The sequence below is a fragment of the Bradyrhizobium sp. BRP56 genome (assembly GCF_020194035.1).
Taxonomy (GTDB): domain Bacteria; phylum Pseudomonadota; class Alphaproteobacteria; order Rhizobiales; family Xanthobacteraceae; genus Bradyrhizobium; species Bradyrhizobium australafricanum.
In genome coordinates this window covers 57,965-84,063 of record NZ_JADYVV010000039.1, presented here as the reverse complement: position 1 = coordinate 84,063, position 26,099 = coordinate 57,965, and the positions used below count along the sequence as shown (strand labels likewise).

Below are 26,099 nucleotides of genomic sequence, written 5' to 3'. Positions count from 1 at the left end.
GGCGCGCGTCTTCGGCGTCGTCGTGGCGTTCGCGTGCAGGCTCAGTTCCATGACCCGAGGTGCTCCCTGACAAAGGCCACGCCTCGTTCTACACCGATTCCATCAAACCAATCAGCAGGGACCAAACACTTTCGCAGGGACGACACCGCATGTATTGCGCTGCCGGTGAGTCATACATTCGCATTCTCGCGACATGAATTGCCCGAGCTTTGCTCTTCAACTCGGATTCGCAGTCAAGATGATGGGTATCGCTTCGCTCCACCCATCCTGCCAGTCTCACACCAGCTTCCGCGGCGCAGCCGTCGCGGCGTCACCTGTGTTCGGTGTCCCCGCCGGCTCGATCAACAACAGATGTACCTCTTCCCGCGCGACGGGGCGATGCTCGACGCCCTTCGGCACGATGTACATCTGACCTGGCTTCAGCGTGACGGTCCGATCGCGCAGCTCGATGTCGAGGATGCCTTTCAGGACGAGGAAGAAGTCGTCGGTGTCGTCATGCTTGTGCCAGACGAACTCGCCCTGCACCTTCACCACCATCACGTCGCAGGCATTGAATTGCGCCACGGTGCGCGGCGACCAGTGATCGCTGAATGTCGACAGTTTCTGCCAAAGATCGATCGCGCCGCTCATGATGCCTCCGGGTCCGGGCCAGCCTGCCGGACTCGTTAGCTCAGCCGTGCGACGCACTCAATGCACGCCCCTTAGCCTCTCCGGATACGCACTCGGCCCATTGTGCCTATTGATGTCGCAAGGCGCTTCGCCGTTGGTGGCCCGCCGCGCCAGCAGTTCCTTTTCGGCCTGATACCAGAGCTGATCCATCTTGCCCGGCGGCTCGCCGGCGTCCTTCCATAATTCGTAGGCGCGGGTCCGGATCTCCTGCTCGGTTGGGCCTCTCATGCGCGGCTCCCTCAATTTGAGACATCAAACTGTTTGAGAGTGGAACGGACAGCATAGCGCAAGGTTCCAGGGTGCGCGAGACGGCCGCGCACTGGTGGCGCGTCGCCTGTGCACAAGCGCCGCTGCGCGAAAACGCGTTCGATTTGAGCGCGCGAAGCGGCCCTGAGGAAAAGTCCCGGGTGGATGTACATGTCAACAAGGGTGCCCTAGTTCCCGGGCACGAAGCGCGGCCGTCGGCGCCGGTCTTGCGGAGGCGCGCTACCCCTTCTGAGGTATGAAACCTTTGCCCCGCTTCCGCAGACAAAAACTCATCAGGATTTTGCCAACCTTCCTGGGGCTAGAGACAGCGCCGTCCGCATGTATTTTAAGCGGGCGGCGTTGGGCTGTCAGGCAGCGCTCATTCCCCGTTCCCCATCGCCAGGAGAACGCCAGGACGGCAGCGCCGGCCCGCGGGTTACCGCTACTCCGCGGCCTGGCGCACGTGGCGCGCGGTCGGTGTGCGCATCGTCACCAGCTCTTCGGAGGCGGTCGGATGCAGCGCGATGGTGGCGTCGAAATCGGCCTTGGTCGCCTTCATCTTGACGGCGATCGCGACGGCCTGGGTGATCTCGGCGGCGCCATCGCCGACGATGTGACAGCCGAGCACGCGGTCGCTCGCGCCGTCGACCACGAGCTTCATCAGCACGCGGGTGTCGCGGCCGGACATCGTCGCCTTGATCGGGCGGAAATCGGTCTTGTAGATGTCGACGTGGCTGAACTGCGCCCGCGCCTCCTCTTCCGTGAGTCCGACGGTGCCGACCTCCGGCTGCGAGAACACCGCGGTCGGGATCGTCGCGTGGTCGACCTCGACCGGGCGCTTACCGAACACCGTGTCGGCGAAGGCATGGCCCTCGCGGATCGCAACCGGGGTCAGATTGGTGCGGTGGGTGACGTCGCCGACCGCGTAGATGTTGTCGACCGAGGTCTTCGACCAGCCGTCGACCTGGATGCCGCCATTGGCGGGATTGATGGCGACGCCGGCGGTCTCGAGCCCGAGATTGGCGATATTGGGATGCCGGCCAATCGCGAACATCACCTGGTCGGAGGCGATGCTCGAGCCGCTCGACAGGTGCGTGGTGAAGTCACGGCCGTGCTTCTCGATCTTCGCCACCGTGCAGCCGGTGATGATGGTGATGCCGCGCTTCTCCATTTCGGCGCGGACATGCTTGCGCACATCCTCGTCGAAGCCGCGCAGGATGTTGTCGCCGCGATAGATCACCGTGACGTCGGAGCCGAAGCCGGCGAAGATGCCGGCGAATTCCAGCGCGATGTAGCCGCCGCCCTGGATCACGATCCGCTTCGGCAGCTCCTTGAGGTGAAACGCCTCGTTGGAGGAGATCACGTGCTCGATGCCGGGCACGATCGGCCCGTGATTGGGCGCGCCGCCGGTGGCGATCAGGATATACTTCGCCGTCACCTTCTCGCCGGTGGCGAGTCTGATGGTGTGGGCATCCTCCAGCACCGCGCGGGTCTTCGCGATCCGTGCGCCCGACTTCTCGACGTTGGTGGTGTAGGCGCCCTCGAGCCGGGCGATCTCCTTGTCCTTGTTGGCGACCAGCGTGGCCCAGTCGAACGAGACCTGCCCGATGCTCCAGCCGAAGCCGGCCGCGTCCTCGATCTCGTCGTGGACGTGGCTGCCGATCACGAACAGCTTCTTCGGCACGCAGCCGCGGATCACGCAGGTGCCGCCCATCCGGTACTCTTCGGCGACCATGACCTTCGCGCCGTAACCCGCGGCGATGCGGGCGGCACGAACGCCGCCCGAACCACCACCGATGACAAACAGGTCGACGTCAAACTCGGCCATGGTAAATCTCAGCTCTAATCGCCGGAATTCGGCTTGATCAACTGCTTTCCCTCATCTTGAGGGCATCTAGTCTTTCACCGCCGTCATTGCGAGGAGCGATAGCGACGAAGCAATCCATCTCTCCGCTTGTGGGACAATGGATTGCTTCGCTTCGCTCGCAATGACGTAGATAGTGCGGCGCACTCAACTTGACGCCCGTCATGCTGAGGCGTCGTTTAGATATCCTTGCCGCGCTTCTTCATCTCGGCCTTGAACTGGGCGTTGACGATCACGCCAAACTGCTGCGCCCACTGCTGCATATATTGCAGCGAATCGTTGATGGCCTTGGGCTCGGAGGTCAAAAGCTTCTGACCGAGCGGCGTCTTGTAGAAGATCACGAGATCCTTGAGCTCCTGCTCGGTGAACTCGGCGGCGTAGAGCTGCGCCATGCCCTCACCGATCTCCTTCTCGCTGCCAGCCAGATTCTTGGCGATGACCAGCGCGACCTCGTTGAGATCCTTCTGGTAGTTCAGGTACTGCTGCAGCAGGCCGGTCTTGGTCTTCTCGATGATGCCCGGAACGGCGCCGGCATACATCACCGAGACGTTCTTCATCGTCAGGATTTCCTTGGCGTATCCGATCGCCGCAGGGGTCGACTGCTTGACGTCCTTGGGCATGGGGGGCAGCTGCGGCTGCTGCGCCATCGCCGGTGCGAGCGCCAGTCCAGCCGCCAGGGCCGCAGCCGACAAAAGTCCCGAAAAACGCTTCATTCCAAGTCTCCTTGCTTGCGGCCTCATGGCCGTTCAACAACCCGAATTCCCTGCGCGCCGGCCAGCACGGCGACGCTGCCAAGCCCGATGAACAGGCCGTGCTCGACCACGCCCGGAATCACGCTGAGCAAACCGGCAAGACGCGGCGGATCGCCGATCCGGCCGAGATGGGCATCGATGATCCAGTGGCCGCCATCGGTGACAAAAACGTGACCGTCCTTGCCTTTGCGGATCAGCATTTCGCCGGACACGCCGGCCTCGGCGAACGCCCGCGCCATCGCGGCCTGCGTTGCGGCGAGCCCGAACGGGATCACCTCGACCGGCAGCGGAAAGCGGCCGAGCACGTCGACCCATTTGCTGTCGTCGGCGATCACGATCATGCGATCACTGGCGGCCGCGACGATCTTCTCGCGCAGCAGCGCGCCGCCACCGCCCTTGATCAGATTGAGCGCCGGGTCGATCTCGTCGGCGCCGTCGATGGTGAGGTCGAGATGGTCGATCTCGTCCAGCGTGGTCAGCGGAACGCCGCAGCGGATCGCATCCGCGCGGGTCGCTTCCGAGGTCGGCACGCCGATCACCTTCATGCCCGACCGGACCTTCTCGCCGAGCAACTCGACGAAATGCTTCGCGGTCGATCCGGTGCCGAGCCCGAGCTTCATGCCGTCGCGTACCTCTTCGAGCGCGCGCGCCGCCGCCTGGCGTTTCAGTGCGTCCATGTCCACGTGCCGATAGCCCCTCGGTTGTCCGTTACGGGCCGCCATCGGGTGGCCCGGCGGGCGCATATCTAGCGTCGTTTTGCAGGCAGGAATAGCGGCAAGCGGACCAGTCTTTAGGCCGAAACGGCGTCCATCGCGGCCAAAATCGCCGAAAAGCGCTCCTCGACCTCGGCCCGCATCCCGGGGTGGGTGAAAATGTAGAACTGGTCGTCGCGGATCGCGGCCAGCACCTGCCCTGCGACCGACGCCGGATCGAGACCGGCCTCCAGGCGTCGCGCGATCTCGGCGACGACAGCGGCCATCGGGCTTGCCGGATCGAGCTGACGGGTCGGGCCGTACTGCTCCGGGCGGTTGCGCCCGCTCTCGCCGATCCGGGTCCGCACAAAGCTCGGACAGAGCACGCTGACGCCGATCCCGAGCGGCCTGAGCTGCATGGCGAGCCCTTCGGACAGGCTGACGACGGCGAACTTGGTCGCCGAATACGGGCTCAAGCCAAGCCCGGCATTCATCCCGGCCATCGAAGCCGTATTGACGATATGGCCACCCTCGCCGTGCCCGCGGATGTGCGGCAGGAAGCTCCTGATGCCGTGCACGACGCCCATCAGATTGACGTCGATCACCCAGCGCCAGTCGTCGACCGAGATCGGGTCAATGCCGCCGCCGGCCGCGACGCCGGCATTGTTGCAGACGACATGGACCTTGCCGAAGGCGCGGAACGACGCCTCCGCCGCGCGATCGACGCTTAGGGGATCGGCAACGTCGCAGACCACGCCGTGAACATCCGCACCGCCGGCGCGCAGCGCATCGACGGCCTCGTCCAGCGGACCGGTTTCGATGTCGGCGAGCATCACCTTCATGCCGTCGCGGGCGAAAGCGGTTGCCATCGCAAGTCCGATTCCGCTGGCCGCGCCGGTGACAAAAGCGGCTTTTCCGACAAGTTCCCGCATCTCAGCCTGCCCTATTTCGTGACGTGCCCATATCTAGTCTTGCATCGCAGCGCCCGGCCCGATAGCCAAAAGCATCATGTCCGCCTCCTCTCCCCCCATCGTCGTATTCGATCTCGACGGCACGCTGGTCGACACCGCGCCTGACCTGATCGGCGCGCTGAACCATGTGCTCGACCGCGAGGGCCTGCGGCCGGTGCCGCTGGCGGCCGCGCGCAACATGATCGGCGCCGGCGCGCGCAAGCTGCTGGAACGCGGGCTCGAGGTGGAAGGACGCGCGGTCAGCGTCGGTGACCTCGACCGCTTGACCGCGGATTTCGTCGACTATTATGCCGAGCATATCGCCGACGGCTCGCGCCCGTTCGACGGGCTCGAGGCCGCGCTCGACCGGCTCGAGGCAAAGGGCCATCGCTTTGCGGTGTGCACCAACAAGCTGGAATGGCTGTCGAAGCTGCTGCTCGACCGGCTCGGCCTGACCAAGCGCTTCGCCGCGATCTGCGGCGCCGATACCTTCGGCATCGCAAAACCCAATCCGACGTTCCTGCGCGAGACGGTGGCCCGCGCCGGCGGCCGGCTGCCCCGCGCCATCATGGTCGGCGATGCCGGCCCCGATGTCGGGGTCGCAAGGCGCGCCCAGGTCCCGGTGATCGGCGTCGATTTTGGCTATACCGACGTTCCGATGACCGAGCTGAAGCCGGACCGGCTGATCAGCCATATGCGCGATCTGCCGGACGCCGTCGCCAGCCTGAGCGCGGCATAAACTTTCCACAACATACTGATATCGCTTGATAATATTCAGCCATGCGATTCTGCCATTAACCATCCGCTAACGAACAGGGCCCCTGCTGTTGCGCCTCTGTTCCGACGCACCTATGGTCCGCTCCGGGGATTGTGGCTGATTGCCGCAGTAGAGTGTGGATCATGCATCGTATCATCGTGATTGCGGCCGCCGGGCTGAGCCTGGCCGGCTGCTCCTCCTTCTCATTGGATTCGTTCAAGTCGGCGCCACCGCCGATGCCGGTGCAGCTGGATTCGAGCCCGCCGGGCGCCGATGCCGTGACCTCGCTCGGGCCGGGCTGCAAGACGCCCTGCACCGTGTCGATCCCGGCGCCGGAGACCAACTTCTCCGTCACCTTCAACATGCCGAAGTTCCAGCCGGCGACGGTTCCGGTCACCGTGACCCGCGTTCCCGGCGACTTCACCACGCCGGCCACCACGACGCTGGATCCGAGTCCGGTGTTCGCTGAGCTGCAGCCGGCCGGACCGCCGCCGCGCGCGGCGAAGAAGCCGATACGGAAGAAGAAGCCGAAACCGGCTGCCGCTGCGGCGCCTGCCGCCGCTCCAGACTCCGCGTTCCCCGCCCCGAGCGCGGCTGCGCCGGCCGCGGCTCCGTCGCGCTAGCGCGGGCGGCTGCACCGGATTTGCACTGCACAAGAGCCCGGCCCAAAGCCGGGTTTTTGTATTTAGCCGAGACACATCCGCGATTGCGATCATGCATCGCGCGATATGCCTCGCCTATCGCTTTGCATGTTGCGGATCATCCATACGATCATCCCTTGGGACGCATTGTGACAACGCGCCAACATGCATAGATTGCGGATGCTGGAGCCGATCACGGCGCGGCAGGCAGGAAACAGATTGCAAGGCCCGAACTGAATGAACGGATCCACGCAAGCACATTCCGACACGCTGTTTCGTCCGATGACCGATCCGTTCGGCCGGACCATCCGTTATTTGCGCGTCTCCGTCACCGACCGCTGCGACCTGCGCTGCTTCTACTGCATGTCGGAAGACATGACCTTCCTGCCGAAGGCAGATCTCTTGACGCTGGAAGAGCTCGACCGCCTCTGCTCGGCGTTCGTCGCCAAGGGCGTGCACAAGATCCGCCTCACCGGCGGCGAGCCGCTGGTCCGCCGCAACGTGATGGGCCTGGTGCGCTCGCTGTCGCGGCATCTGACCACGGGCGCACTCGACGAATTGACGCTGACCACCAACGGTTCGCAGCTGGCGCGCTTCGCCCAGGAACTGGCCGATTGCGGCGTGCGCCGCGTCAACGTCTCGCTCGACACGCTCGACCCCGTAAAATTCCGGGCCATCACCCGCTGGGGCGACATCGACAAGGTGCTGTCGGGCATCGAGGCGGCGCGGTCGGCGGGACTCGCGGTCAAGATCAACGCGGTCGCGCTGAAGAACCTGAACGAGGACGAGATTCCGGCGCTGATGGAATGGGCGCACGGCAAGGGCATGGGCCTCACCTTGATCGAGGTGATGCCGATGGGCGACATCGGCGAAGGCCGGATCGATCAGTACGTGCCGCTGTCCTTGCTGCGCGCGCGGCTCGAGAAGCACTACACGCTGACCGATCTGTCCGACGACACCGGCGGCCCCGCCCGCTACGTCCGGGTCGCCGAAACCGGCGGCAAGCTCGGCTTCATCACGCCGATGACCCATAATTTCTGCGAATCCTGCAACCGGGTGCGGATCACCTGCACCGGCACGCTGCACACCTGCCTCGGCCACGAGGACGCCTCCGATCTGCGCCGGCCGCTGCGTGCCTCCGCCGACAACGATTTGCTGGCGGCGGCCATCGACCGCGCCATCGGACTGAAGCCGAAGGGGCACGATTTCATCATCGACCGCCGCCACAACCGTCCGAGCGTCAGCCGCCACATGAGCGTAACCGGCGGCTAGTCTTCAAGCTCCCTCCCGACGCGCGGCCTGTCCCCCGATTACCAAGGCGGGACAACAGTTTGCCTCGGCGTCAATTTGTCCATTTTCCGATTGACGGCGTTCCATGGCGCTGATTTGGTGAATCAGCTTTCACGCTAGTCTGGCCAGCATAGGCCGCTGCCCTCCGTCGGCTCCTGTCGACGATTCCCGGCAGCCAAGAACGGCTGAAGCGGATTTCGGGGGAGGACGAACGTTTGCAACTGCTCCTGAAAGTGAGCCGTGGCTCCGTGCGCATGCGCGCGGCGGCCAGATGATGCTTGAAGAGATATTCGGCGCGCGGATGGCGCGACCGTGGAGATCGTGATGCGCCCATTGTTGGCATTAAGTCAGGCCATCGACCAACTCAACGAGAAGATCGGCTACATCTGCAACCTGCTGGTGCTGATCTCGTGCCTGGTCAGCGCCGGCAACGCCATGATCCGCTACGCGTTCAGCTACTCGTCGAACGGCTGGCTCGAGGCGCAGTGGTACATGTTCGCGATCCTCGTGATGTTCGGCGCCTCCTACACCTTCAAGCGCAACGAGCATGTCCGCGTCGAGATCATGTATCTGATGCTGTCCGAACGCGGCCAGCTCTGGCTCGACCTGATCGGAACGCTGTTCTTCCTGATCCCGGCCTGCCTCCTGCTCGCCTATCTGTCCTGGCCGTTCTTCTACCAGGCCTATGCGGTCGGCGAGATGAGCGGCAACGCCGGCGGCCTGCTGCGCTGGCCGATCAAGTTCGTTATCCCGTCCGGCTTCGTGATGCTTGCGCTGCAAGGCGTCTCAGAGGTGATCAAGCGGATCGCCGCGCTGCAGGGCTACGTGACCATCGACGCGAAGTATGAGAGGCCGACTCAATGATCACGCTGGAGATGATGCCGCCACTGATGTTCGGCGGCCTGATCGTAGCGATGCTGATCGGTTATCCGGTGGCGTTCACGCTCGCCGCGGTCGGCCTGTCGTTCGGGTTCCTCTCGATCTATCTCGGCTTCTTCGACCTCAACTTCCTGCAGGCGATCCCGGGCCGCATCTTCGGCAGCGTGCTGTCCAACGAGCTGCTGCTGGCGATCCCGTTCTTCACCTTCATGGGCGCGATATTGGAGAGATGCGGGCTCGCCGAGGACATGCTGGATTCGATGGGCCAGCTGTTCGGCCCGATCCGCGGCGGCCTCGGCTATTCCGTGATCATCGTCGGCTTCATCCTCGGCGCCATCACCGGCACGGTGGCGGCGCAGGTGATCGCGATGGCGCTGATCTCGATGCCGGTGATGATCCGCTACGGCTACAACATCCGCTACATCACGGGCGTGCTCGCCGCCTCCGGCACCATCACGCAACTTGTCCCTCCCTCTCTCGTCCTGATCGTGCTCGCCGACCAGCTCGGCAAGTCGGTCGGCGACATGTATCTCGGCGCCTGGGGCCCATCGGTGTTCCAGATCCTGCTGTTCGCCGGCTACACCTTCCTGCTCGGCATCTTCAAGCCGAGCCATGTCCCCGCGGTGCCGATCGAGGCGCGCACGCTGACCGGGTGGGCGCTGTGGAAGAAGTGCCTGCTCGGCATCATCCCCTCGGCGGTGCTGATCTTCGTCGTGCTCGGCACCATGATGATGGGCCTTGCGACCCCGACGGAAGCCGGCGCCATGGGCGCGGTCGGCGCCATCGTGCTCGCCGCCATCCACCACAAGGATTTCAGCGCCACCGGCAACAAGGTGCTGATAACAGGCGTGATCGCCGGCGGCATCGGCACCATCATCGCGATGCTCTACAGCGAGAACCTGATCTTCAAGCTCGCCTTCGCGATCACCTACGCCGCGGTGGTCTGGATCTGCCTCGAGGCCGTCAAGATCCGGGACCTGCGTGACCTGATCAAGCAGGGCTACGAGACCACCATGCGGATCACCTGCATGGTCACCTTCATCCTGATCGGCTCGACCTGCTTCTCGGTCGTGTTCCTCGGCGTATCCGGCGGCACCTGGCTGGAGCACCATCTGACCTCGCTGCCCGGCGGCGTCTGGGGCTTCCTGATCTTCATCAACCTGTTCATCTTCTTCCTGGCGTTCTTCCTCGACTTCTTCGAGATCGCCTTCATCATCCTGCCGATGATCGCGCCGATCGCGCAGAAGGTGCTGGCGCCGGTGGTCGGCCCCGACGCCGCACTGATCTGGTTCGGCGTGATGCTCTGCGTCAACATGCAGACCTCGTTCCTGCATCCGCCGTTCGGCTTCGCGCTGTTCTATCTGCGCGGCGTGGCGCCGAAGGAAGTGAAGAGCTCCGACATCTACTGGGGCGCAATGCCCTGGATCGGCCTGCAGGCGATCATGGTGGCACTGGTGATCGCGTTCCCGGTCGTCGTCACCGGCTTGCTCGACAAGCCGCTCGATGTCGACCTCAACAAGGTCAAGATCGAGGTGCCGCAGATCGACCTGCCGCCGCTCGACTTCGGCCAGCCGAAGCAATAGCCGGCCTCGGCGCACTCGGCGTGCCTGGAGCATTTTCGGGCGCGAGGCACGCCGCTGTTGACGGCATCGGTGAGGCCTGTGAAGACGGGGATACGGATCGTCCTCCAACTCACAGATCGTCGCCCATGCCCCAATTGCGTCCCGCCCGCTCGCTCATTCGCCCGCTGATGCTGTCGCTTGGTCTGGCGCTCGCCGCGCCCGCAGCGCATGCAGCCGACCTTCGCGCGCTGGCGCAACAGGAACAGCAGCCGCTGCTCGACACCCTGCGCGACCTCGTGCAGATCGAATCCGGCAGCAAGGACATCGAGGGCCTGAACCAGCTCGCCGAGCGGATCGCCGGCCAGCTCAAGCAGCTCGGCGGCACGGTCGATATCCTGCAGACCACCGATATCTACCGCCTCGACGACACGCCCGAGAAGATCGGTCCCGCCGTGCAGGCCGTCTTCAAGGGCACGGGCAGCGCGAAGATCATGCTGATCGCGCACATGGACACGGTGTATCTCAAGGGCATGCTGAAGGACCAACCCTTCCGCATCGATGGCGACAAGGCCTATGGGCTCGGCATCGCCGACGACAAGCAGGGCGTCGCCACCATCCTCCACGCCGTGGCGTTGCTGCAGAAGCTGAACTTCAAAAATTACGGCACGCTCACCGTGCTGATCAATGGCGACGAGGAGATCTCTTCGCCCGGCTGGCGCAGCACCATCAGCCGCCTCGCCGCGGAACAGGATGCCGTGTTCTCGTTCGAGGGCGGCGGCACCGACGGCACGCTGCGGCTCGCCACCAGCGGCATCGGCTCGGCCTACCTCACGGTGCACGGCAAGTCGTCGCATGCGGGCGCCAGGCCCGAAGGCGGCGTGAATGCGCTCTATGAGTTGTCACACCAGGTGCTGCAGATGAAGGACCTGTCCAAGCCGGAGCAGGGTCTGAAGCTGAACTGGACGGTGTCCAAGTCCGGCACCAACCGCAACGTGATCCCCGCCGAAGCCACCGCCCAGGCCGATGCGCGTGCGCTCAAGGTGACGGATTTCGACGAGCTCGAGAAAGCCCTGCAGGACAAGATCAAGAATCGCCTGCTGCCGGACTCCAGGGTGGACGTGAAGTTCGAGGTGCGCCGCCCGCCGCTCGAAGCGAGCGACGCCTCGCGCCGCGTGGCCGGCCACGGCAAGACGATTTATCAGGAACTCGGCATGTCGCTGAACGTCGCCGAGCGGGCCACCGGCGGCGGCACCGACGCCGCATTTGCCGCCCTCAAGACCAAGGGCGCCGTGGTGGAAGGCATGGGCCTGTCGGGCTTCGGCGCGCACTCCAACGATGCCGAATACGTGCAGATCAACAGCATCGTGCCGCGCCTGGTGCTGACCACACGCATGATCATGGACCTGTCCGACGGCAAGGTGAAATAGGTCGGCTAGGCCGCAGGCGGCTCAGGACGCCGCCGGCTCCGCCTTGGCGAGGCGGAAGCGCAGCGTGAACTGGGCGCCGCCGGACGGCAGGTTCTCCACCCTTACCGTCGCATCGTGATCGTCGACGACGCCGCGCACGATCGAGAGCCCGAGCCCGGCGCCGTCGGTGCGCTGGCGATCGCTGCGCCAGAAGCGCTGGAAGATCAGCCCCTGCTCGGCGGGCGCAATCCCCGGCCCGCAGTCGCGCACCTGCACCGAACCGTTGTCGTGCACCTCGACATCGACCGAGGTCCTCTCGGCGGTGTACTTGATGGCGTTCTCCGCCAGATTGAAGATGGCCCGCTGCAGCATCTCCGCATTGCCCCTGACCTGCACCGGACTGTCGGTGCCGCGCAACGCGATGTCCTTCTGCTGCGCCAGCGCGTAGGGCGCGATCGAGCCGACCACCTCGGCGCACACCGCGCGCAAATCCGCGGTCTCGCCGGGATCCAGCACCAGCGTGTCGAGCTCGGCGATCTCGAGCAGCTGGCTGACGATGCGGCTCATGCTCTCGATGTCGGCATGCAGCTCCCTGGTCCCCTTGGCCGCATCGAGCGTCTCGATCCGGGTCCTGAGGATCGCGAGCGGCGTGCGCAGCTGATGGGCGGCATCGGCCGTGAACTGGCGCTGCACGTGAAAGCCTTCCTCAAGGCGATCGAACGCCTGGTTGACGGCCGTCACCAGCGGCAGGATCTCGCTCGGAATCCCCTCCGTCGGAAGGCGGATATCGGTCCTTGCCGGTCCGATGCTCCTCGCCTCCTCCGAGGCCCGCAACAGCGGTGTCACCGCGCGGCGGAAGATCAGGATGTCGGTGGCAAGCAGGATCAGAAGGATCGGGATGGTGATCCAGCCAACCCGTCGGAAGAAATTGGAGACGATGTCGTCGATGATGACATCGCGATGCGACAGGTCCTCGGCGACCAGGATGCGCAACGTCTGGCCGCCGAGCAGCTTGGTGACACTGGCACCGGAAATCCGGTTGGCGGACGCCGGCAGTCGCGGCGCCTCGCGATGCGACGAAAACAGCAGATGACCGTCGGCATCGTAGATGTCGTAACGGTAGCGGCCATAGGCGTCGGAATAGAGCCCCCTCAGGCTGTCCGGCAGGTTGAGCTGCACCTTGCCCGCGGCATCGACCGAGAGGTTCTGGCCGAGATCGGCGGCCTGGTCGCGCATCGCTTCGCGATGCAGCTGATTGATCTCCGAATTCAGCAGCCACAGCAGCAGCAGCGGCAGGAAGATCGCCGCGACCGCGACCGCCACGATGTGCAGGAACACGATCCGCGACGTCAGCGACTTGAAGCGGAACACGCCTACTTCTCCTCCGCCATCAGATAACCGACGCCCCGAATGGTATGGATGATGACCTTGGCGCGGTGCTCGGTGAGCAGCTTGCGCAGCCGCGACACGTAAACCTCGACCGCGTTCGAGGCGACCTCGCCGGCGAGGCCGAAGATGTGGTCCTCGACATTCTTCTTCGGCACCACCCGCCCCTGTCGCCGCAACAGGATCTCCAGCACCGAAGTTTCGCGCGCCGAGAACACGTGCGGAGCGCCGTCGACGAACACCTGCTTGCTCTCGGTGTCATAGACCAGATTGGCGAGCTTCAGCGAGGAGCCGAGCAGCTGGCCGGGCCGGCGCAGGATGGCTTCGAGCCGCGCCACCAGCTCTTCCAGCGCGAACGGCTTCGCCAGATAGTCGTCCGCGCCGCTGCGCAGGCCGCTGACCCGATCCTGCAGGCCGCCCCGCGCGGTCAGCACCAGGACCGGCAGCGGATCGGTCTTGCGGCGAAGCTCCGACAACACCGACAAGCCATCGCCGTCGGGCAGACCGAGATCGAGGATCATGGCGGCATAACTGACGCTGCGCAGCGCATCGCGCGCCTCGGCAACGCTGTTGACGACATCGGACTCGTATCCCGCCGCCATCAGCCCGCTGGCGAGCAGCCGCGAGAGCTCGACATTGTCCTCGACGATCAGAAGGCGCATCGCAGCAATCCAGTCCTCATTCGATTGGTCGCTTTGCATCGCCCCTGACGATGCGCCGGCCACCCGCGAAATCCGCAACAGATCGAGCGCAGGTTGGCCATATTGTGAAAACGACCGGCATTGAGCACAGATGGCGCAACATCGTGACGGTTGCGCTAGACTCGGCTCTGCGCGTCCACGTCAAAATAGATAAACATGCATCTGCTGCAATCAAAATTGCACGTCGCCAGTGCGGCTTGCGCGACCTGTCGTCAGGTTGGTGTCAGCTAAGGCGCGTACGAAATCTTCGTCGATGTCCGCTTCGCTCCGATACCGGCCGCCTTTGTGCAACCGCAGCAAATGTTGCGATGGGCCAATAACGGAAATCCGCAGTCTCATTCGATCACCGCGTCGGTTGTGACCAAAAGCACGCCGGAATGACAAGATGCGAATTCAGCCCGTTTCCAGGAAGTACGAGACCTCTTCAAGGAATTGAGCCATGCCAGGATCAGTTTCCAATAGCGCATGATTTCTTCCGGGAAGAGCCACAAACCTCGCGCTGGGAATGCCTGCTGCCAGGCGTCGTCCTTCTTCAACGGGCACCATGAGATCGTCACGAACGTGTAGCACAAGCGTTGGCACAGATACTCTTGGCAACAATTCGGCGACGTCGAAATTGCTTACGGTCTCATAATAGCGAACCGCATTGTCTGGAGATGTACTCTTCCGTTGCATGACATTGAAGGCCGCGGCCTGTTCGACTGTCGCGGTCGGAGCCAGTTGTGATGTCAGCAATTGTCTGAAAGTCGGCTCATCTGAATCCCAACCCAATCGCATCAGTGTGGCTGTCGCCTTGTAGCGCTCAAGGTCTGCTGCGGTTACGGACGGGCGCTTGTAGCGTCCCAGAGCGAAACCTCCATACAAGACTAGCTTTGATACGCGATCCGGATAGCGGGTTGCAAAAACCACGCTGACAGCGCAACCTTGCGAATAGCCGAACAATGGGAAACGTTGCAAACCGGATGTATCAACTACTGCCTTCAGGTCGCCGACCCACGCGTCCAACGATATATCGCCCACATCCCAATCGGACAAACCACTTCCGCGAGCATCGTAACGCAGGACTGTATTTCGCTTCGCAAGTTCTACCAGCATGTGCCGGTAGATCGGCGACTCCCAATCCAGTTCCAAATGACTAAGCCAGTTTGCGGTTTTTACTAAGGGCGGGCCACTGCCGACTTCCGAGTAGGCCAGACGGACGCCGTCATTGGCTCTGCAGTATCTTATCTGCTGGCTCGCCGGTGCGGCTCGGCAATCGTCGGCACGTCCCCCCGCGCGGTCACGCCTGCGAATGGCGCGCCATGAAATTGTCGTAGCCGACCTCGGCGACCTGGAACCATTGATAGCCGTTGTTGGAGAACGAGGTCAGCGAGTCGTAGACTTTCTTGAAGTTGGCATTGGTCGCCGAAACCTCGGCATGCAGCTCCTTGGCGGCCTTGAAGGAAGCTTCCATCACCGCGGCCGGGAACGGACGCAGCTTGGTGCCGACCGCAAGCAGCTTCTTCAGTGCGATCGGATTGGCTTGGTCATAGCGCGCCATCATCCAGTTGTTGGCGAGATGGCCGGCCTGCTCGAGCACGAACTGATAGTGCTTCGGCAGTGCGTTCCACTTGTCGAGGTTGATCATCGCCACCAGCATGGGGCCGCCTTCCCACCAGCCGGGGAAGTAATAGTTCGGCGCGACCTTGTAGAAGCCGAGCTTCTCGTCGTCGTAGGGACCGACCCACTCGGCCGCATCGATCGTGCCCTTCTCCAGCGCCGGATAGATGTCGCCGCCGGCGAGCTGCTGCGGCACGGCGCCGAGCTTCTGCATCACCTTGCCGGCAAAGCCGCCGATGCGGAATTTGAGGCCCTTGAGATCGTCGACGCTGGTGATCTCCTTGCGGAACCAGCCACCCATCTGGCAGCCGGTGTTGCCGGCGAGCAGCGAGGTCACGTTGTAGCTCTTGTAGAACTCGTTGAGCAGCTCCTTGCCGCCGCCCAGCATGAACCAGGCCTGGTTGAGGCGCATGTTGGGTCCGAACGGCACCGCGGAGCCGAAGGTGAAGGTCGGGTCCTTGCCGAAATAATAATAGGGCGCGGTGTGCCCCATCTCGACGGTGCCGTTCTGCACGGCGTCGAGCACCTGCAGGCCCGGCACGATCTCGCCCGCGGCAAAAGTCTGGATCTGGAATCTGTTGTCGGTCGCTTCGCCGACCGCCTTCGCCATCAGCTCGGCGCCGCCGTGCAGCGTGTCGAGCGACTTCGGCCAGCTCGTCGTCAAGCGCCACTTGAGCTCCGGCATCGACTGCGCGATCGCGGGAGCTGCGACCGTGGCGGCGCCGGCGACGCCCAGACCCGTGACCTTGATGAAATCTCTTCGCTTCATTTGAATCCTGCCCTGTTCGATTGTGTTGTCCGAGCGTCGACTGCTTTCGATCGTCGCGCCGCTTTTCTTTTGCCGTCATGACCAGTGATCGATCACACGCCGCCTTCGTGCCGAGGCTTCGGATGCGAGCATGGAGCATCCCCTTCACGAATGCCAGACGCAAAAAACCCGGCCTCCTTGCGGAGGCCGGGCAATGCGTTCGCGTCGCGCGAACGCTCGTCCGAAAGGCTAGAGCGTTTTCGAGCGAAGTGGATACCGGTTCGCGTGAAGAAAACGCGTCAAAACAAGAATCTAGAGCCCCGTTCCGATTCCATCGGAACGGGAAAAGCTCTAGACGCCGATCAGCCGCGGGTGCGCGAGCGGATCATGAAGCTGTCGAAGGTGTATTCGGCGACCTGCCACCACAGATACTGGTCGGAGCGGTACGCCTGCATGGCCTCGATCGACTTCTTGAAGTCGGCATTCTTGGCCGAGATTTCACCCCACAGCTCGTTGGTCGCCTTGAGGCAGGCCTCGAGCACCTCGTTGGTGAACGGACGCAGCTGCGTGCCGCCGGCAACCAGCCGCTTCAGCGCGGAGGGGTTCTGCATGTCGTAGCGCGCGGCCATCCAGCTGTTGGCGTTGGCGGCGCCGTTGGCCAGGATCGCCTGGTAGTTCTTCGGCAGCGCGTTCCACTTCTCCAGGTTGACGAAGGAGTGCACGGTCGGACCGCCTTCCCAGAAGCCCGGGTAGTAGTAGTACTTGGCGACCTTCTGGAAGCCGAGCTTCTCGTCGTCATAGGGACCGACCCACTCGGCCGCGTCGATGGTGCCCTTTTCGAGCGCCGGATAGATGTCGCCGCCGGCGAGCTGCTGCGGCACCACGCCGACCTTCTGCAGCACCTGGCCGGCAATGCCGCCGATGCGCATCTTCAGGCCCGACATGTCGGCGACGGTCTTGATCTCCTTGCGGAACCAGCCGCCCATCTGGGTGCCGGTGTTGCCGGTCGGGAAACCGATCACGCCGAACTTCTTGAAGAACTCGTTGCCGAGCTCCTGGCCACCGCCCTGATACCACCAGGAGTTCTGCATGCGGGCATTGAGACCGAACGGCACCGACGCGTAGATCGCGAAGGTCGGGTCCTTGCCGACATAGTAGTAGGCGACGGTGTGCGACATCTCGACCGTGCCGTTGGAGGTCGCGTCCAGCGCCTGCAGGCCGGGGACGACTTCGCCCGCCGCGAACACCTGGATCTGGAACTTGTTGTCGGTCATTTCGGCGACGTACTTCGACAGCTCGACGGCACCGCCATAGATGGTGTCCAGCGACTTCGGGAAGCTCGAGGTCAGGCGCCACTTGATTTCAGGCGAGGACTGCGCGATCGCCGGCGCGGCAACCGCCGTCGCGGCAGCACCGGCCGCAGAAACTTTCAAAAAATCACGACGCTTCATCGTACGACTTCTCCTTCAGGGGCGTTTCCCAGTGACCGCAAGCAGTTCTCCGGCAGGCGCGTGAAAGGCTTGCCGAGGCGCTCTGGGTCGGCCCTTTAACACGGAAGGCGGCGTCACGGAAACGCGACAATGGCATGACCGCGCCAATTAAACGAAAGTCTGATGAGGCTGGAAATCAGCCGGAAAATGCGCCTTCAGGCAGCGACGATGACGCCTGGCAGGTGGTCGCGGAGCTGCCGCCGACCGCGCGATAAATCGCCGCGTGCGGCCGTCCGGTCCGCTCTCAACCACCGGGTTACGGGAGCAATCAGCGCCGCGTCGTCGCCCGCGCCTTCTTGGCTTGATCAGCCAAATACCGCCCGCGCCGGATCCAGCTTTGCGCGGTTGTCTTGCTGACACCATACGTCTTGGCGATCACCTCGGCGGCCTCGCCGATCGAGTCGGATTTCTTGGCCATGTTGAACGCCAGCCGGGAGGCCTCTGCGCGCTTCTCCCGCGTCAGATGTTTGCGGTGCTGTTTGTTTGCTTCGCGTGATGCTGCCATGTCGATGGTCGCCTCACGGCCCCTTCCCGCAGTTTTGGCTTCACCCGTGGCCGCCTTCCGCTGATCGAAGGGTGGTACGATTCGGCCACTCCTGCATAAACATACAGGCCGGAACCGATTCAGCAATCGTCCAAACGCCACGGGCCTGTGAAGAAAGCCCGCCGGGCTCCCGACGCTTCGCGACCAATCGGCCCAGCAGCGCAGGTTCAGGCTGCCGCGATGACGCCTTGCAGCTGCTCGCGGACCTTGCCGCCGATCGCGCGGTAGATCGCCGCGTGCGGGCCGTCCGGTTCGCTCTCGACCACCGGGTTGCCGGCATCGGAGGCGGTGCGGATCGCGATGTGCAGGGGGATCTCGCCGAGGAACGGCACCCCCAGCTTCTCGGCTTCGTGGCGGGCGCCGCCATGGCCGAAGATATCCGAGCGGGTGCCGCAATGCGGGCACTGGAAATAGCTCATGTTCTCGACGATGCCGAGCACCGGCACGTTGACCTTCTTGAACATCGCAAGCCCGCGCCGGGCGTCGATCAGCGAGAGGTCCTGCGGGGTCGAGACGATGACGGCGCCCTTGAGCGGAACGTTCTGCGCCAGCGTGAGCTGGGCATCGCCGGTGCCGGGCGGCATGTCGACCACGAGCACGTCGAGCGTGCCCCAGGCGACGTCGCGCAGCATCTGGGTGATCGCCGACATCACCATCGGCCCGCGCCAGATCATCGCGGTGTCCTCCTCGACCAGGAAGCCGATCGACATGATCGACAGGCCGAAGCGCTGCAGCGGGACCATCTTCTTGTCGTCATTGAGCTGCGGCTTCTCGCGGATGCCGGTCAGCCGCGGCACCGATGGACCGTAGATGTCGGCGTCGAGCAGCCCGACGCGCAGGCCGAGGTCGCGCAGGCCGAGCGCGAGGTTGAGCGCCGTGGTCGACTTGCCGACGCCGCCCTTGCCGGAGGCGACGGCGATGACGGCGGAGATGCCGGGGATCTCGGCCTGCCGGGCCATCGGCGATTGCCCGCCGGGCGGATGTGGATGGCGATGGGCGGCCGCCGGCGGGACGCCGCCCGCCGGCCGCGGCGCCGGCGCCGCAGCGCCCGCCTTGCGCTCGGCGGTCAACGCGATCATCGCGACGCTGACGCCGGGAATGGCGCGCACGGCATTCTCGGCCTGCGCACGCACGCTCTCCCAGGCGCGGGCCTCCGCGGCGTCGACATTGATCGAGAAGAACACCTTGCCGTCGGTGACCGTGATCGCCGACAGCACATTGGCGTTGGTCAAGGCTGTGCCGCGTGGCGACATCACCTTGGCAAGGCAATCGAGGACCTGTTGCTGCGTCACGCTCACCGCGCATCTCCTGGAAAGTTCAAGAGACCGACCCATAGAGCGTTGCAGCGCAAAAGGCTACCTCGCTCCGACGTCGTCCCGCCGCTCGGCTGGCGCAGCCGAGCCGCCTTCCTTGGCGGCCTCGTAGTTCAGCTCGATCATGACCCCGTTGGGGTCGTTGACGAAGATCTGCCAGAGATCGCCGCCGGGAACCTGGCGCGAGTCGAATTCCATCCCCTTGGACTGAAGCCGCTGCCGCATCCCATCGAAGCCCTGGCTGGCAAAGGCGACGTGATGGACGACGCCCGAGTCAGGCTTTTGTGCCTCGTCGGTCGCCGAAATATCGACCAGATGCACGACCGCCTTGCCCTCGCTGTACATCCACGCACCGGGGAACGCGAAGTTCGGCCGCGCGCCCTTTTCCAGGCCCAGAATGTCCTCATAGAACCGCACCGTGGCGGAGAGATTCCGGGTCCGGATATTGAAATGATCGAGCACACCGACACTCATGCCCATGCGATACACTCCCTTTTTTGTGAAGTTCGTTGGTGGGCTAATCCTAGCACAAAACCGGGTTCTGCCATCCCACCAAGGCCGTTGCCCTCCGCTGCACAGGGGGTATGGTGCGGCTCCTTCCATGGACGGAATGCCCTGCCCGCCGCGAATTTGCCGGCAGGCGAAGGGCGATCACCACGGCAAATCACAAGGTAACAGATATGGCTAAAGTCGCTTTTCTCGGTCTCGGCGTGATGGGTTTCCCGATGGCGGGACACCTCGTGAAAAAAGGCGGCCATGAGGTCACCGTGTACAACCGGACCGCGGCGAAGGCGAAGGAATGGGCCGACAAGTTCGGCGGCAAGACGGCGTCGACCCCGAAGGCCGCCGCCGAAGGCCAGGATTTCGTGATGTGCTGCGTCGGCAACGACAACGACCTGCGCGCGGTCACGATCGGCCCCGACGGCGCCTTCGCCGGGATCAGGAAGGGCGCGACCTTCGTCGATCACACCACCGCCTCCGCCGAAGTCGCCCGCGAGCTCGATGCCGCCGCCACCAAGGCCGGCTTCAAATTCGTCGACGCGCCGGTGTCCGGCGGCCAGGCCGGCGCCGAGAACGGCGTGCTGACGGTGATGTGCGGCGGCAGCGAAGACGCCTACGCGGGCGCCGAGCCGATCATCACCGGCGCTTACGCGCGGATGTGCAAATTGCTCGGGCCGGCGGGCGCCGGCCAGCTCACCAAGATGGTCAACCAGATCTGCATCGCGGGTCTGGTTCAGGGGCTGTCGGAGGGCATCCACTTTGCCAAGAAGAGCGGCCTCGACGTCGCCGCCGTGATCGAGACCATCTCCAAGGGCGCGGCGCAGTCCTGGCAGATGGAGAACCGCTACAAGACCATGAACGAGGGCAAGTACGATTTCGGCTTCGCGGTCGAGTGGATGCGCAAGGACCTCTCGATTGCGCTGGCGGAGGCCCGCCGCAACGGGGCCACCCTGCCCGCCACCGCGCTGGTCGACCAGTTCTATGCCGAGGTCGAGAAGATGGGCGGCAAGCGCTGGGATACGTCGAGCCTGCTGGCGCGGCTGCAGCGGTAACACTTCCCACCATCTCGTCATGCCCGGGCTTGTCCCGGGCATCCACGTCTTTGGATCCACGAGAAGCAAGACGTAAATGGCCGGGACAGCCCGGCCATGACAACATGGAATTGTCAGACCCGGCGTGCGCGTGTACGCCCGCCATCGCACAACAGCGGGACCCCCGCGCAAAAGTTAATTTAACTTCCCGTTTACGCTTTTCCTTAGCTCTTTAAGGCAACGCTTAATGATTTAGCGTCACAGATAGACAATGCAAAAAGCCCGCGCGGTTCGTGGGCAGGATTTGTGTTGTTGATGAGTAATCCCGCAGAAAAGCCTGAAGTTGTAGCGCTTCCGGCAGGACCTCAGGTGACGGTGCCGGTGAACAGCCGGCGCGTCGCCGCGCAGCGGGTGCGCGAGGCGCGGGATCGGTTAACGTCAACCAGTGGAACCCGCCCGGCGTTCGACGCCGAACTGCTCCGTCAATACGCCCAGACCCGGATCTCGGCGTCCTACGTCGTGATGCTGCTCGTGGTGGCAACCGGCGTGCTGTTTGGCCTCTGGATGAAGCCGATCGTGGCCGGCGCCTGGACGGTCGGCATCCTCTGCGTCCATCTCGCCATCATCCGCAGTTGTTCCCGCTTCCTCGCCGAACCAACCTCGGTCGCGGTCACCCGCAAATGGCGGACCCGCTTCGTGCTGCTCGACTTGCTCTACGGCCTGTGCTGGACCGCGATCCTGATCCACCCCGCCGGGCGCGATCTCGCCTCCAACACCCTGATGATGTTCTTGATGCTGCTGGTGATCGCGGTCTCCAGCATGCTGGCCGCGAGCCTGCCGATCGCAGCCCTTGCGGCAACCGTTCCGGTGACGGTCGGGATCGCGCTCGACCTCGTGCTCAACGGCGCGTTCGACAATTACGTGCTGGCACTGCTGGCGCTTGCGGCCGAAGGTTATTTCGCCCTGCTCGCGCACCGCCTGCATTCGACCACGCTGGCGACGCTGGAGGCCCGCGCCGAAAAAGATGCGCTGATCGGCGAGCTGGAACAGGCCAAGGCGATCTCGGACGAGGCGCGGCACCGTGCCGAATCCGCCAACGTCGCCAAGTCGCGCTTCCTCGCCCAGATGAGCCACGAACTGCGCACGCCGCTCAATGCGATCCTCGGCTTCTCCGAGGTGATGAAGAGCGAGATTTTCGGCGCGCACACCGTGCCGGTCTACAAGGAATATTCCGCCGACATCCATAATTCCGGCGTGCATCTGCTCAATCTCATCAACGAGATCCTCGATCTGTCGCGGATCGAGGCCGGCCGCTACGAGCTGAACGAAGAGGCCGTGGCGCTGGTGCATGTCGTCGCCGACTGCCACCATCTCCTGAAGCTGCGCGCCTCCAGCCGCGGCATCACCATCCACGAGGTGTTCGAGCACGGCATGCCGAGGATCTGGGGCGACGAGCGCGCCATCCGCCAGGTCGTGCTCAACCTGCTCTCCAACTCGATCAAGTTCACCCCGCAGGGCGGCGAAATCTGGCTGAAGGTCGGCTGGACCGCGTCGGGCGGGCAATATCTGAGCGTCAAGGACACCGGAAGCGGCATCGCCGAGGACGAGATCCCGGTCGTGCTGGCCTCCTTCGGCCAGGGCTCCAACTCGATCAAGTCGGCGGAACAGGGCGCGGGCCTTGGCCTGCCGATCGCGAAAAGCCTGATCGACATGCATGGCGGCACCTTCACGCTGAAGTCGAAGCTGCGCATCGGCACCGAGGTGATCGTCACCTTGCCGCCGGAACGGGTGATGAGCGCGCTGGCGCCTATGGCGGAAGAAGCGCCGCCGATGCAGCCGCCGGAGCCCGTCGAGCCCGCGATGGGCGCCGACCGGAAACGCGTGCGCCGCAAGTCGATCATGAGTGCCGGCACCGGATTGTAGAGCATGTCGCGGAAGATCGTGACGCGGTTATCGCTAGAGCCCTTTCCGTTCCGATCGATTCGGAACAGGGCTCCAGATCTTGGTTCTGACGCGTTTTCTTTACGCGAACCGGTATCCACTTCGCTCGAAAACGCTTTGGCAATAAACCCAAGGCGTTCGCGCCAGGACCATCCTCGCGACAAAAAGCCGAGGCGTGATGCAGCACCCCACGTCAGCCGGCTTGCACTGGCCGCCGAAACCGTTCAACACTTGAACAATGAGCTCAGAGACGCCGTGTATCGCAGTCTGCATGATGGACCCCAGGACGAAGCTCTGCTTCGGCTGTGGCCGCACGCTCCCGGAGATCGCGCGCTGGCACAAGATGGACCGCACGGAGCGACTGTCGGTGATGGCGACGCTGCCGGCGCGCATGGCCGAGGCTGGGCTCGAGCGCATGGAGCCGCGTCCGAAGCGCGCGTGATCGGCGTTGCGGCGGGAGTGGCGCCGTGACCCGTATCCTCCTCGTCATCGTGCTGCTGATGGCAACCGCCGGCGCCGTCGTCGCCTATGGCGACCCCGAGCAGATCGCCCGCGCCAGGGAGAATCTGACCCAGATCTTCGGCCGCAGCATCACCGCCTCAGCCTCGACCTCCAGCTCCGCCCCCGCGGTGCAGATCGCGCGCGGCCAGGGCGGCGAGTTCGCGTTCCGCGCCAAGATCAACGGCGTCAGCGCCCCGATGGTGATCGACACCGGCGCGACTTCGGTCGTGCTGACCTGGGAAACCGCGAAAGCGATCGGGCTGCCGATCGATATGCTCGAATACAATGTCGACCTCGAGACCGCCGGCGGTCACACCAAGGCGGCGCGGCTGACGCTCGACCGGCTCGCGGTCGGCAAGCTGGTCGAGAAATCGGTGCCGGCGCTGGTGGTGCAGCGCGGGCAGATGAAGACCAACCTGCTCGGTATGAGCTTCCTCGACCGGCTCGAAAGCTGGGGCGTCCGCGCCGACACGCTGAGCCTGACCGGCTACCCCGACGTCACCGGCAGTATCAACACCTCAAGCCGCCACCGGCGCGCGCGCACGGCCGTCGACTAGCGCGACGGCGCCTACTCCACCACTACCGGTCGTCGTCGTGGATCGACGACGGGTGCCGGCACAGCGGCGTGACCTGGATCTCCATGAACGGAAACAACGGCAGGCTCGACAGGATGTCGTGCAATTCCTGCGCGCCGGACACGTCGAAGACGCTGACATTGGCGTAGCGCCCCGCCACCCGCCACAGATGGCGCCAGGCCCCCGTACGCTGCAGCTCCATGGCGCGGACGCGTTCCGCCTGTTTCAGAGCGTCGACCTTCTCGACCGGGAGATCGTGCGGAATCCGCACATCCATTTCGACGTGGAACAGCATGACAAGTGAACCCCTTCTGCGACAAGATGGAACGGCGTGGAGCCGCCACGCAACTGTGGCGGCTCCATTGATCCGTCTAACAGATCGTCAGCCCTGCACCAGACCGCGGCTGACGAGGTTGATGTCGTCGGGGTTGACGAGGTCCTTCGCCGTCCAACCGGAGACGTCGTAGTCGCTCATGCAATTGCGGACGAAATCCTGCATGGCGCCGAGGTCGCCGGTGGCGCTCGCGGCCATCAGCGTCTCGACGCGCAGGTTCTCGTAATTGCCCGCATAGTTGCGCTCGTAGAGCTCATGCCGGCCGCCGAACTCGGAGCCGACCGCGTCCCAGAGCAGCTTCAGCAGCTTGATGCGGTCGATCGCGGCGTAGCCGTTGGAGCCGCGCACGAAGCGGTCGAGATAGGGCCGGATCGCCTCGCTCTCCAGATCGGCCGAGCTCGACGGCAGATAGATCAGGCCGCTCGCGACATGGCGCTCGATCAATTCCTTGATCCGCGGATAGGCCATCGGTGCGAACACGCGATAGGCCAGCCCGTAGTTCAGGTTCGGCAGATTGTAGCCATCGGTCCCCTGCCAGGCGATCGGCGACTTCACCATGGCGTCCGCAATGCCGTGGAACAGATTGCGCCAGGCGATCACCTCGCCCACGGCCGTCTGCACGCCGCGGAAGTCCTTCGACCCGGTCGCCTCGACCGCCATCGAGAACAGGCCGGCGATGAAGTCGAGCTTGACGGCAAGTCGCGTCACGCCGTGCAGCGTGAATCGCGGGATGAAGCCCGAGGCCGGGAAGAACTGGTTGATCTTGTCGACATCGCCATAGATGAAGACGTTCTCCCAGGGCACCAGCACCTTGTCGAACACGAGGATCGAGTCGTTCTCGTCGAAGCGGCTGGACAGCGGATAGTCGAACGGCGAGCCGGTCGCCGCCGCGGTGAATTCGTAGGACGAGCGCGCAATCAGCTTGATGCCCTTGGCATCCATCGGCGCCGTGAAGATCAGCGCGAACGACTTGTCCTTGATCGGAATGCCGTAATGCGCGATGAAATTGTAGTGCGTCAGCGCCGAGCCGGTCGCCACCACCTTCGCGCCCGAAACGATCAGGCCGGCGTCTGTCTCCTTCTCGACATGCATGAAGACGTCGCGCACCTCCTCGATGGCGCGGTCGCGATCGATCGGCGGATTGACGATGGCATGATTCCAGAAGTCCAGACGCTCCTGAGTCCGGGCATACCACTTTTTCGCATTGCCGGCGTAGTCGCCATAGAAGCTTGAATTCGCCCCCAGCGTGCCAAGGAACGACGCCTTGTAGTCCGGCGAGCGGCCCATCCAGCCGAACGCAACCTTCTGCAATTCGGCGATCGCATCGCGGCCCTTGACGAGGTCGTCGGCCGTCTTCGAGCCGAGGAAGAACGGATGGGTCAGCTGTCCCGAGCCGGTGTCGGTCAAGACGCCGATCTGATCCTTCTTCTCATGGAAACGGTCGTACCAGCGCGCCACCATCCGCGCCGAATTGCGGAAGGCGGGATGCTGGGTGACGTTCTTGACGCGCTCGCCGTAGATGTAGATTTCCCGGCCGTCCTGGATGCTGTCCAGGAATTCCGCACCGGTATAGACGCTGGTGGTTGACGCAGGCACGTCGGCCCGCAGGGCAGCTGCTGTAGTCATGGGCTTCTCCTCCGCTTGTGTCGCTGGACCGGCGGCGTTGCCGCATCGGCCTAAGACCATCTCGTCACGCTCTTGGACGGCGTGACATCGGAGGAAACGCT

The 26,099-nt window shown here is 64.1% G+C and carries 26 protein-coding genes; 10 read left to right on the top strand and 16 right to left on the bottom strand.

The features are described from left to right. Nucleotides 1–276: 276 nt before the first annotated feature. The 6 genes from I6F38_RS25735 to I6F38_RS25710 all read right to left on the bottom strand — a co-directional run bounded on the left by I6F38_RS25735 (nt 277) and on the right by I6F38_RS25710 (nt 5,155). On the bottom strand, nt 277–630 hold the full coding sequence (locus I6F38_RS25735) for a cupin domain-containing protein (RefSeq protein ID WP_225162315.1): 354 nt from the start codon (nt 628–630) through the stop codon (nt 277–279). 57 nt (nt 631–687) lie between these two features. Continuing rightward, nucleotides 688–897 carry a DUF2934 domain-containing protein gene (locus I6F38_RS25730; RefSeq protein ID WP_092084379.1) on the bottom strand — a complete coding sequence of 70 codons (210 nt, stop codon included), beginning with the start codon at nt 895–897 and terminating at the stop codon, nt 688–690. 460 nt (nt 898–1,357) lie between these two features. Continuing rightward, entirely contained in the window at nt 1,358–2,743 is a 1,386-nt protein-coding gene (gene gor / locus I6F38_RS25725; RefSeq protein WP_225162314.1) for a glutathione-disulfide reductase, read from the bottom strand. A 215-nt stretch (nt 2,744–2,958) separates the two neighbouring features. After that, nucleotides 2,959–3,492, bottom strand: coding sequence for a DUF2059 domain-containing protein (locus I6F38_RS25720; protein WP_225162313.1), 534 nt, complete (start codon nt 3,490–3,492; stop codon nt 2,959–2,961). A gap of 23 nt (nt 3,493–3,515) precedes the next feature. Then, nucleotides 3,516–4,208, bottom strand: coding sequence for a ribose-5-phosphate isomerase RpiA (rpiA, locus tag I6F38_RS25715; RefSeq protein ID WP_225162312.1), 693 nt, complete (start codon nt 4,206–4,208; stop codon nt 3,516–3,518). A 113-nt stretch (nt 4,209–4,321) separates the two neighbouring features. After that, nucleotides 4,322–5,155, bottom strand: coding sequence for an SDR family NAD(P)-dependent oxidoreductase (locus tag I6F38_RS25710; RefSeq protein ID WP_225162311.1), 834 nt, complete (start codon nt 5,153–5,155; stop codon nt 4,322–4,324). A gap of 76 nt (nt 5,156–5,231) precedes the next feature. Between I6F38_RS25710 and I6F38_RS25705 the strand changes: the two genes are divergently transcribed. From I6F38_RS25705 to I6F38_RS25680, 6 genes are all read left to right on the top strand, one after another. Then, nucleotides 5,232–5,912 carry an HAD-IA family hydrolase gene (locus I6F38_RS25705; RefSeq protein WP_225162310.1) on the top strand — a complete coding sequence of 227 codons (681 nt, stop codon included), beginning with the start codon at nt 5,232–5,234 and terminating at the stop codon, nt 5,910–5,912. A gap of 161 nt (nt 5,913–6,073) precedes the next feature. After that, complete coding sequence (locus tag I6F38_RS25700) at nt 6,074–6,553, top strand: hypothetical protein (protein WP_225162309.1); 480 nt, start codon at nt 6,074–6,076, stop codon at nt 6,551–6,553. Between the two features lie 255 nt (nt 6,554–6,808). After that, nucleotides 6,809–7,843, top strand: a complete 1,035-nt coding sequence (moaA, locus tag I6F38_RS25695) for a GTP 3',8-cyclase MoaA (protein WP_225162308.1) — start codon at nt 6,809–6,811, stop codon at nt 7,841–7,843. 342 nt (nt 7,844–8,185) lie between these two features. Next, nucleotides 8,186–8,725 carry a TRAP transporter small permease subunit gene (locus I6F38_RS25690; RefSeq protein ID WP_028334243.1) on the top strand — a complete coding sequence of 180 codons (540 nt, stop codon included), beginning with the start codon at nt 8,186–8,188 and terminating at the stop codon, nt 8,723–8,725. Further along, complete coding sequence (locus I6F38_RS25685; RefSeq protein ID WP_225162307.1) at nt 8,722–10,323, top strand: TRAP transporter large permease subunit; 1,602 nt, start codon at nt 8,722–8,724, stop codon at nt 10,321–10,323. Before I6F38_RS25690 ends, I6F38_RS25685 begins: the two co-directional genes overlap by 4 nt. A gap of 125 nt (nt 10,324–10,448) precedes the next feature. Continuing rightward, entirely contained in the window at nt 10,449–11,729 is a 1,281-nt protein-coding gene (locus tag I6F38_RS25680) for a M20/M25/M40 family metallo-hydrolase (RefSeq protein WP_225162306.1), read from the top strand. A 21-nt stretch (nt 11,730–11,750) separates the two neighbouring features. Here the strand turns inward: I6F38_RS25680 and I6F38_RS25675 are convergent, their stop codons facing one another. The 8 genes from I6F38_RS25675 to I6F38_RS25640 form a co-directional block, all read right to left on the bottom strand. Continuing rightward, entirely contained in the window at nt 11,751–13,079 is a 1,329-nt protein-coding gene (locus I6F38_RS25675) for an ATP-binding protein (RefSeq protein WP_092084393.1), read from the bottom strand. Nucleotides 13,080–13,081: 2 nt separating this feature from the next. Beyond that, the gene (locus I6F38_RS25670; RefSeq protein WP_225162305.1) at nt 13,082–13,756 is read right to left on the bottom strand and encodes a response regulator transcription factor; all 675 of its coding nucleotides are present in this window, start codon (nt 13,754–13,756) and stop codon (nt 13,082–13,084) included. A gap of 432 nt (nt 13,757–14,188) precedes the next feature. Then, nucleotides 14,189–14,926 carry an alpha/beta hydrolase gene (locus I6F38_RS25665; protein WP_225162304.1) on the bottom strand — a complete coding sequence of 246 codons (738 nt, stop codon included), beginning with the start codon at nt 14,924–14,926 and terminating at the stop codon, nt 14,189–14,191. 148 nt (nt 14,927–15,074) lie between these two features. Beyond that, nucleotides 15,075–16,163, bottom strand: a complete 1,089-nt coding sequence (locus I6F38_RS25660) for a TRAP transporter substrate-binding protein (protein ID WP_225162303.1) — start codon at nt 16,161–16,163, stop codon at nt 15,075–15,077. 341 nt (nt 16,164–16,504) lie between these two features. Then, nucleotides 16,505–17,593: a TRAP transporter substrate-binding protein gene (locus I6F38_RS25655; RefSeq protein ID WP_092084399.1), complete on the bottom strand. Its 1,089-nt coding sequence runs from the start codon at nt 17,591–17,593 to the stop codon at nt 16,505–16,507. Between the two features lie 307 nt (nt 17,594–17,900). Next, nucleotides 17,901–18,137, bottom strand: coding sequence for a hypothetical protein (locus I6F38_RS25650; RefSeq protein WP_076826437.1), 237 nt, complete (start codon nt 18,135–18,137; stop codon nt 17,901–17,903). A 206-nt stretch (nt 18,138–18,343) separates the two neighbouring features. Further along, nucleotides 18,344–19,474: an Mrp/NBP35 family ATP-binding protein gene (locus I6F38_RS25645; RefSeq protein WP_225162302.1), complete on the bottom strand. Its 1,131-nt coding sequence runs from the start codon at nt 19,472–19,474 to the stop codon at nt 18,344–18,346. 57 nt (nt 19,475–19,531) lie between these two features. Then, nucleotides 19,532–19,969 carry a VOC family protein gene (locus I6F38_RS25640; RefSeq protein WP_016843272.1) on the bottom strand — a complete coding sequence of 146 codons (438 nt, stop codon included), beginning with the start codon at nt 19,967–19,969 and terminating at the stop codon, nt 19,532–19,534. Nucleotides 19,970–20,169: 200 nt separating this feature from the next. On the opposite strand from I6F38_RS25640, the gene I6F38_RS25635 reads away from it, so the two are divergent. The 4 genes from I6F38_RS25635 to I6F38_RS25620 all read left to right on the top strand — a co-directional run bounded on the left by I6F38_RS25635 (nt 20,170) and on the right by I6F38_RS25620 (nt 24,020). Then, nucleotides 20,170–21,042 (top strand): NAD(P)-dependent oxidoreductase, encoded by an 873-nt coding sequence (locus I6F38_RS25635; protein WP_225162301.1) that lies wholly within the window; start codon nt 20,170–20,172, stop codon nt 21,040–21,042. 294 nt (nt 21,043–21,336) lie between these two features. Continuing rightward, a complete protein-coding gene (locus I6F38_RS25630; RefSeq protein WP_057017245.1) occupies nt 21,337–22,944 on the top strand; it encodes an ATP-binding protein in 1,608 nt (535 codons plus the stop codon). Nucleotides 22,945–23,200: 256 nt separating this feature from the next. Then, a complete protein-coding gene (locus I6F38_RS25625) occupies nt 23,201–23,404 on the top strand; it encodes a DUF1289 domain-containing protein (RefSeq protein WP_026192618.1) in 204 nt (67 codons plus the stop codon). Nucleotides 23,405–23,429: 25 nt separating this feature from the next. Further along, the gene (locus I6F38_RS25620) at nt 23,430–24,020 is read left to right on the top strand and encodes a TIGR02281 family clan AA aspartic protease (protein WP_076826434.1); all 591 of its coding nucleotides are present in this window, start codon (nt 23,430–23,432) and stop codon (nt 24,018–24,020) included. 22 nt (nt 24,021–24,042) lie between these two features. On the opposite strand, the gene catC is transcribed toward I6F38_RS25620, so the two are convergent. Continuing rightward, nucleotides 24,043–24,333, bottom strand: a complete 291-nt coding sequence (gene catC, locus I6F38_RS25615; RefSeq protein ID WP_225162300.1) for a muconolactone Delta-isomerase — start codon at nt 24,331–24,333, stop codon at nt 24,043–24,045. A gap of 87 nt (nt 24,334–24,420) precedes the next feature. Further along, nucleotides 24,421–25,998: a 4-hydroxyphenylacetate 3-hydroxylase N-terminal domain-containing protein gene (locus tag I6F38_RS25610; RefSeq protein ID WP_028334229.1), complete on the bottom strand. Its 1,578-nt coding sequence runs from the start codon at nt 25,996–25,998 to the stop codon at nt 24,421–24,423. Nucleotides 25,999–26,099: the final 101 nt, after the last annotated feature.

Excerpts from the sequence above, each read along its gene's own strand:
- I6F38_RS25735 (WP_225162315.1), bottom strand. The coding sequence starts at position 630 with ATGAGCGGCGCGATCGATCTTTGGCAGAAACTGTCGACATTCAGCGAT.
- I6F38_RS25730 (WP_092084379.1), bottom strand. The coding sequence starts at position 897 with ATGAGAGGCCCAACCGAGCAGGAGATCCGGACCCGCGCCTACGAATTA.
- gor (WP_225162314.1), bottom strand. The coding sequence starts at position 2,743 with ATGGCCGAGTTTGACGTCGACCTGTTTGTCATCGGTGGTGGTTCGGGC.
- I6F38_RS25720 (WP_225162313.1), bottom strand. The coding sequence starts at position 3,492 with ATGAAGCGTTTTTCGGGACTTTTGTCGGCTGCGGCCCTGGCGGCTGGA.
- rpiA (WP_225162312.1), bottom strand. The coding sequence starts at position 4,208 with ATGGACGCACTGAAACGCCAGGCGGCGGCGCGCGCGCTCGAAGAGGTA.
- I6F38_RS25710 (WP_225162311.1), bottom strand. The coding sequence starts at position 5,155 with ATGCGGGAACTTGTCGGAAAAGCCGCTTTTGTCACCGGCGCGGCCAGC.
- I6F38_RS25705 (WP_225162310.1), top strand. The coding sequence starts at position 5,232 with ATGTCCGCCTCCTCTCCCCCCATCGTCGTATTCGATCTCGACGGCACG.
- I6F38_RS25700 (WP_225162309.1), top strand. The coding sequence starts at position 6,074 with ATGCATCGTATCATCGTGATTGCGGCCGCCGGGCTGAGCCTGGCCGGC.
- moaA (WP_225162308.1), top strand. The coding sequence starts at position 6,809 with ATGAACGGATCCACGCAAGCACATTCCGACACGCTGTTTCGTCCGATG.
- I6F38_RS25690 (WP_028334243.1), top strand. The coding sequence starts at position 8,186 with ATGCGCCCATTGTTGGCATTAAGTCAGGCCATCGACCAACTCAACGAG.
- I6F38_RS25685 (WP_225162307.1), top strand. The coding sequence starts at position 8,722 with ATGATCACGCTGGAGATGATGCCGCCACTGATGTTCGGCGGCCTGATC.
- I6F38_RS25680 (WP_225162306.1), top strand. The coding sequence starts at position 10,449 with ATGCCCCAATTGCGTCCCGCCCGCTCGCTCATTCGCCCGCTGATGCTG.
- I6F38_RS25670 (WP_225162305.1), bottom strand. The coding sequence starts at position 13,756 with ATGCGCCTTCTGATCGTCGAGGACAATGTCGAGCTCTCGCGGCTGCTC.
- I6F38_RS25660 (WP_225162303.1), bottom strand. The coding sequence starts at position 16,163 with ATGAAGCGAAGAGATTTCATCAAGGTCACGGGTCTGGGCGTCGCCGGC.
- I6F38_RS25655 (WP_092084399.1), bottom strand. The coding sequence starts at position 17,593 with ATGAAGCGTCGTGATTTTTTGAAAGTTTCTGCGGCCGGTGCTGCCGCG.
- I6F38_RS25650 (WP_076826437.1), bottom strand. The coding sequence starts at position 18,137 with ATGGCAGCATCACGCGAAGCAAACAAACAGCACCGCAAACATCTGACG.
- I6F38_RS25640 (WP_016843272.1), bottom strand. The coding sequence starts at position 19,969 with ATGGGCATGAGTGTCGGTGTGCTCGATCATTTCAATATCCGGACCCGG.
- I6F38_RS25635 (WP_225162301.1), top strand. The coding sequence starts at position 20,170 with ATGGCTAAAGTCGCTTTTCTCGGTCTCGGCGTGATGGGTTTCCCGATG.
- I6F38_RS25630 (WP_057017245.1), top strand. The coding sequence starts at position 21,337 with ATGAGTAATCCCGCAGAAAAGCCTGAAGTTGTAGCGCTTCCGGCAGGA.
- I6F38_RS25625 (WP_026192618.1), top strand. The coding sequence starts at position 23,201 with ATGAGCTCAGAGACGCCGTGTATCGCAGTCTGCATGATGGACCCCAGG.
- catC (WP_225162300.1), bottom strand. The coding sequence starts at position 24,333 with ATGCTGTTCCACGTCGAAATGGATGTGCGGATTCCGCACGATCTCCCG.
- I6F38_RS25610 (WP_028334229.1), bottom strand. The coding sequence starts at position 25,998 with ATGACTACAGCAGCTGCCCTGCGGGCCGACGTGCCTGCGTCAACCACC.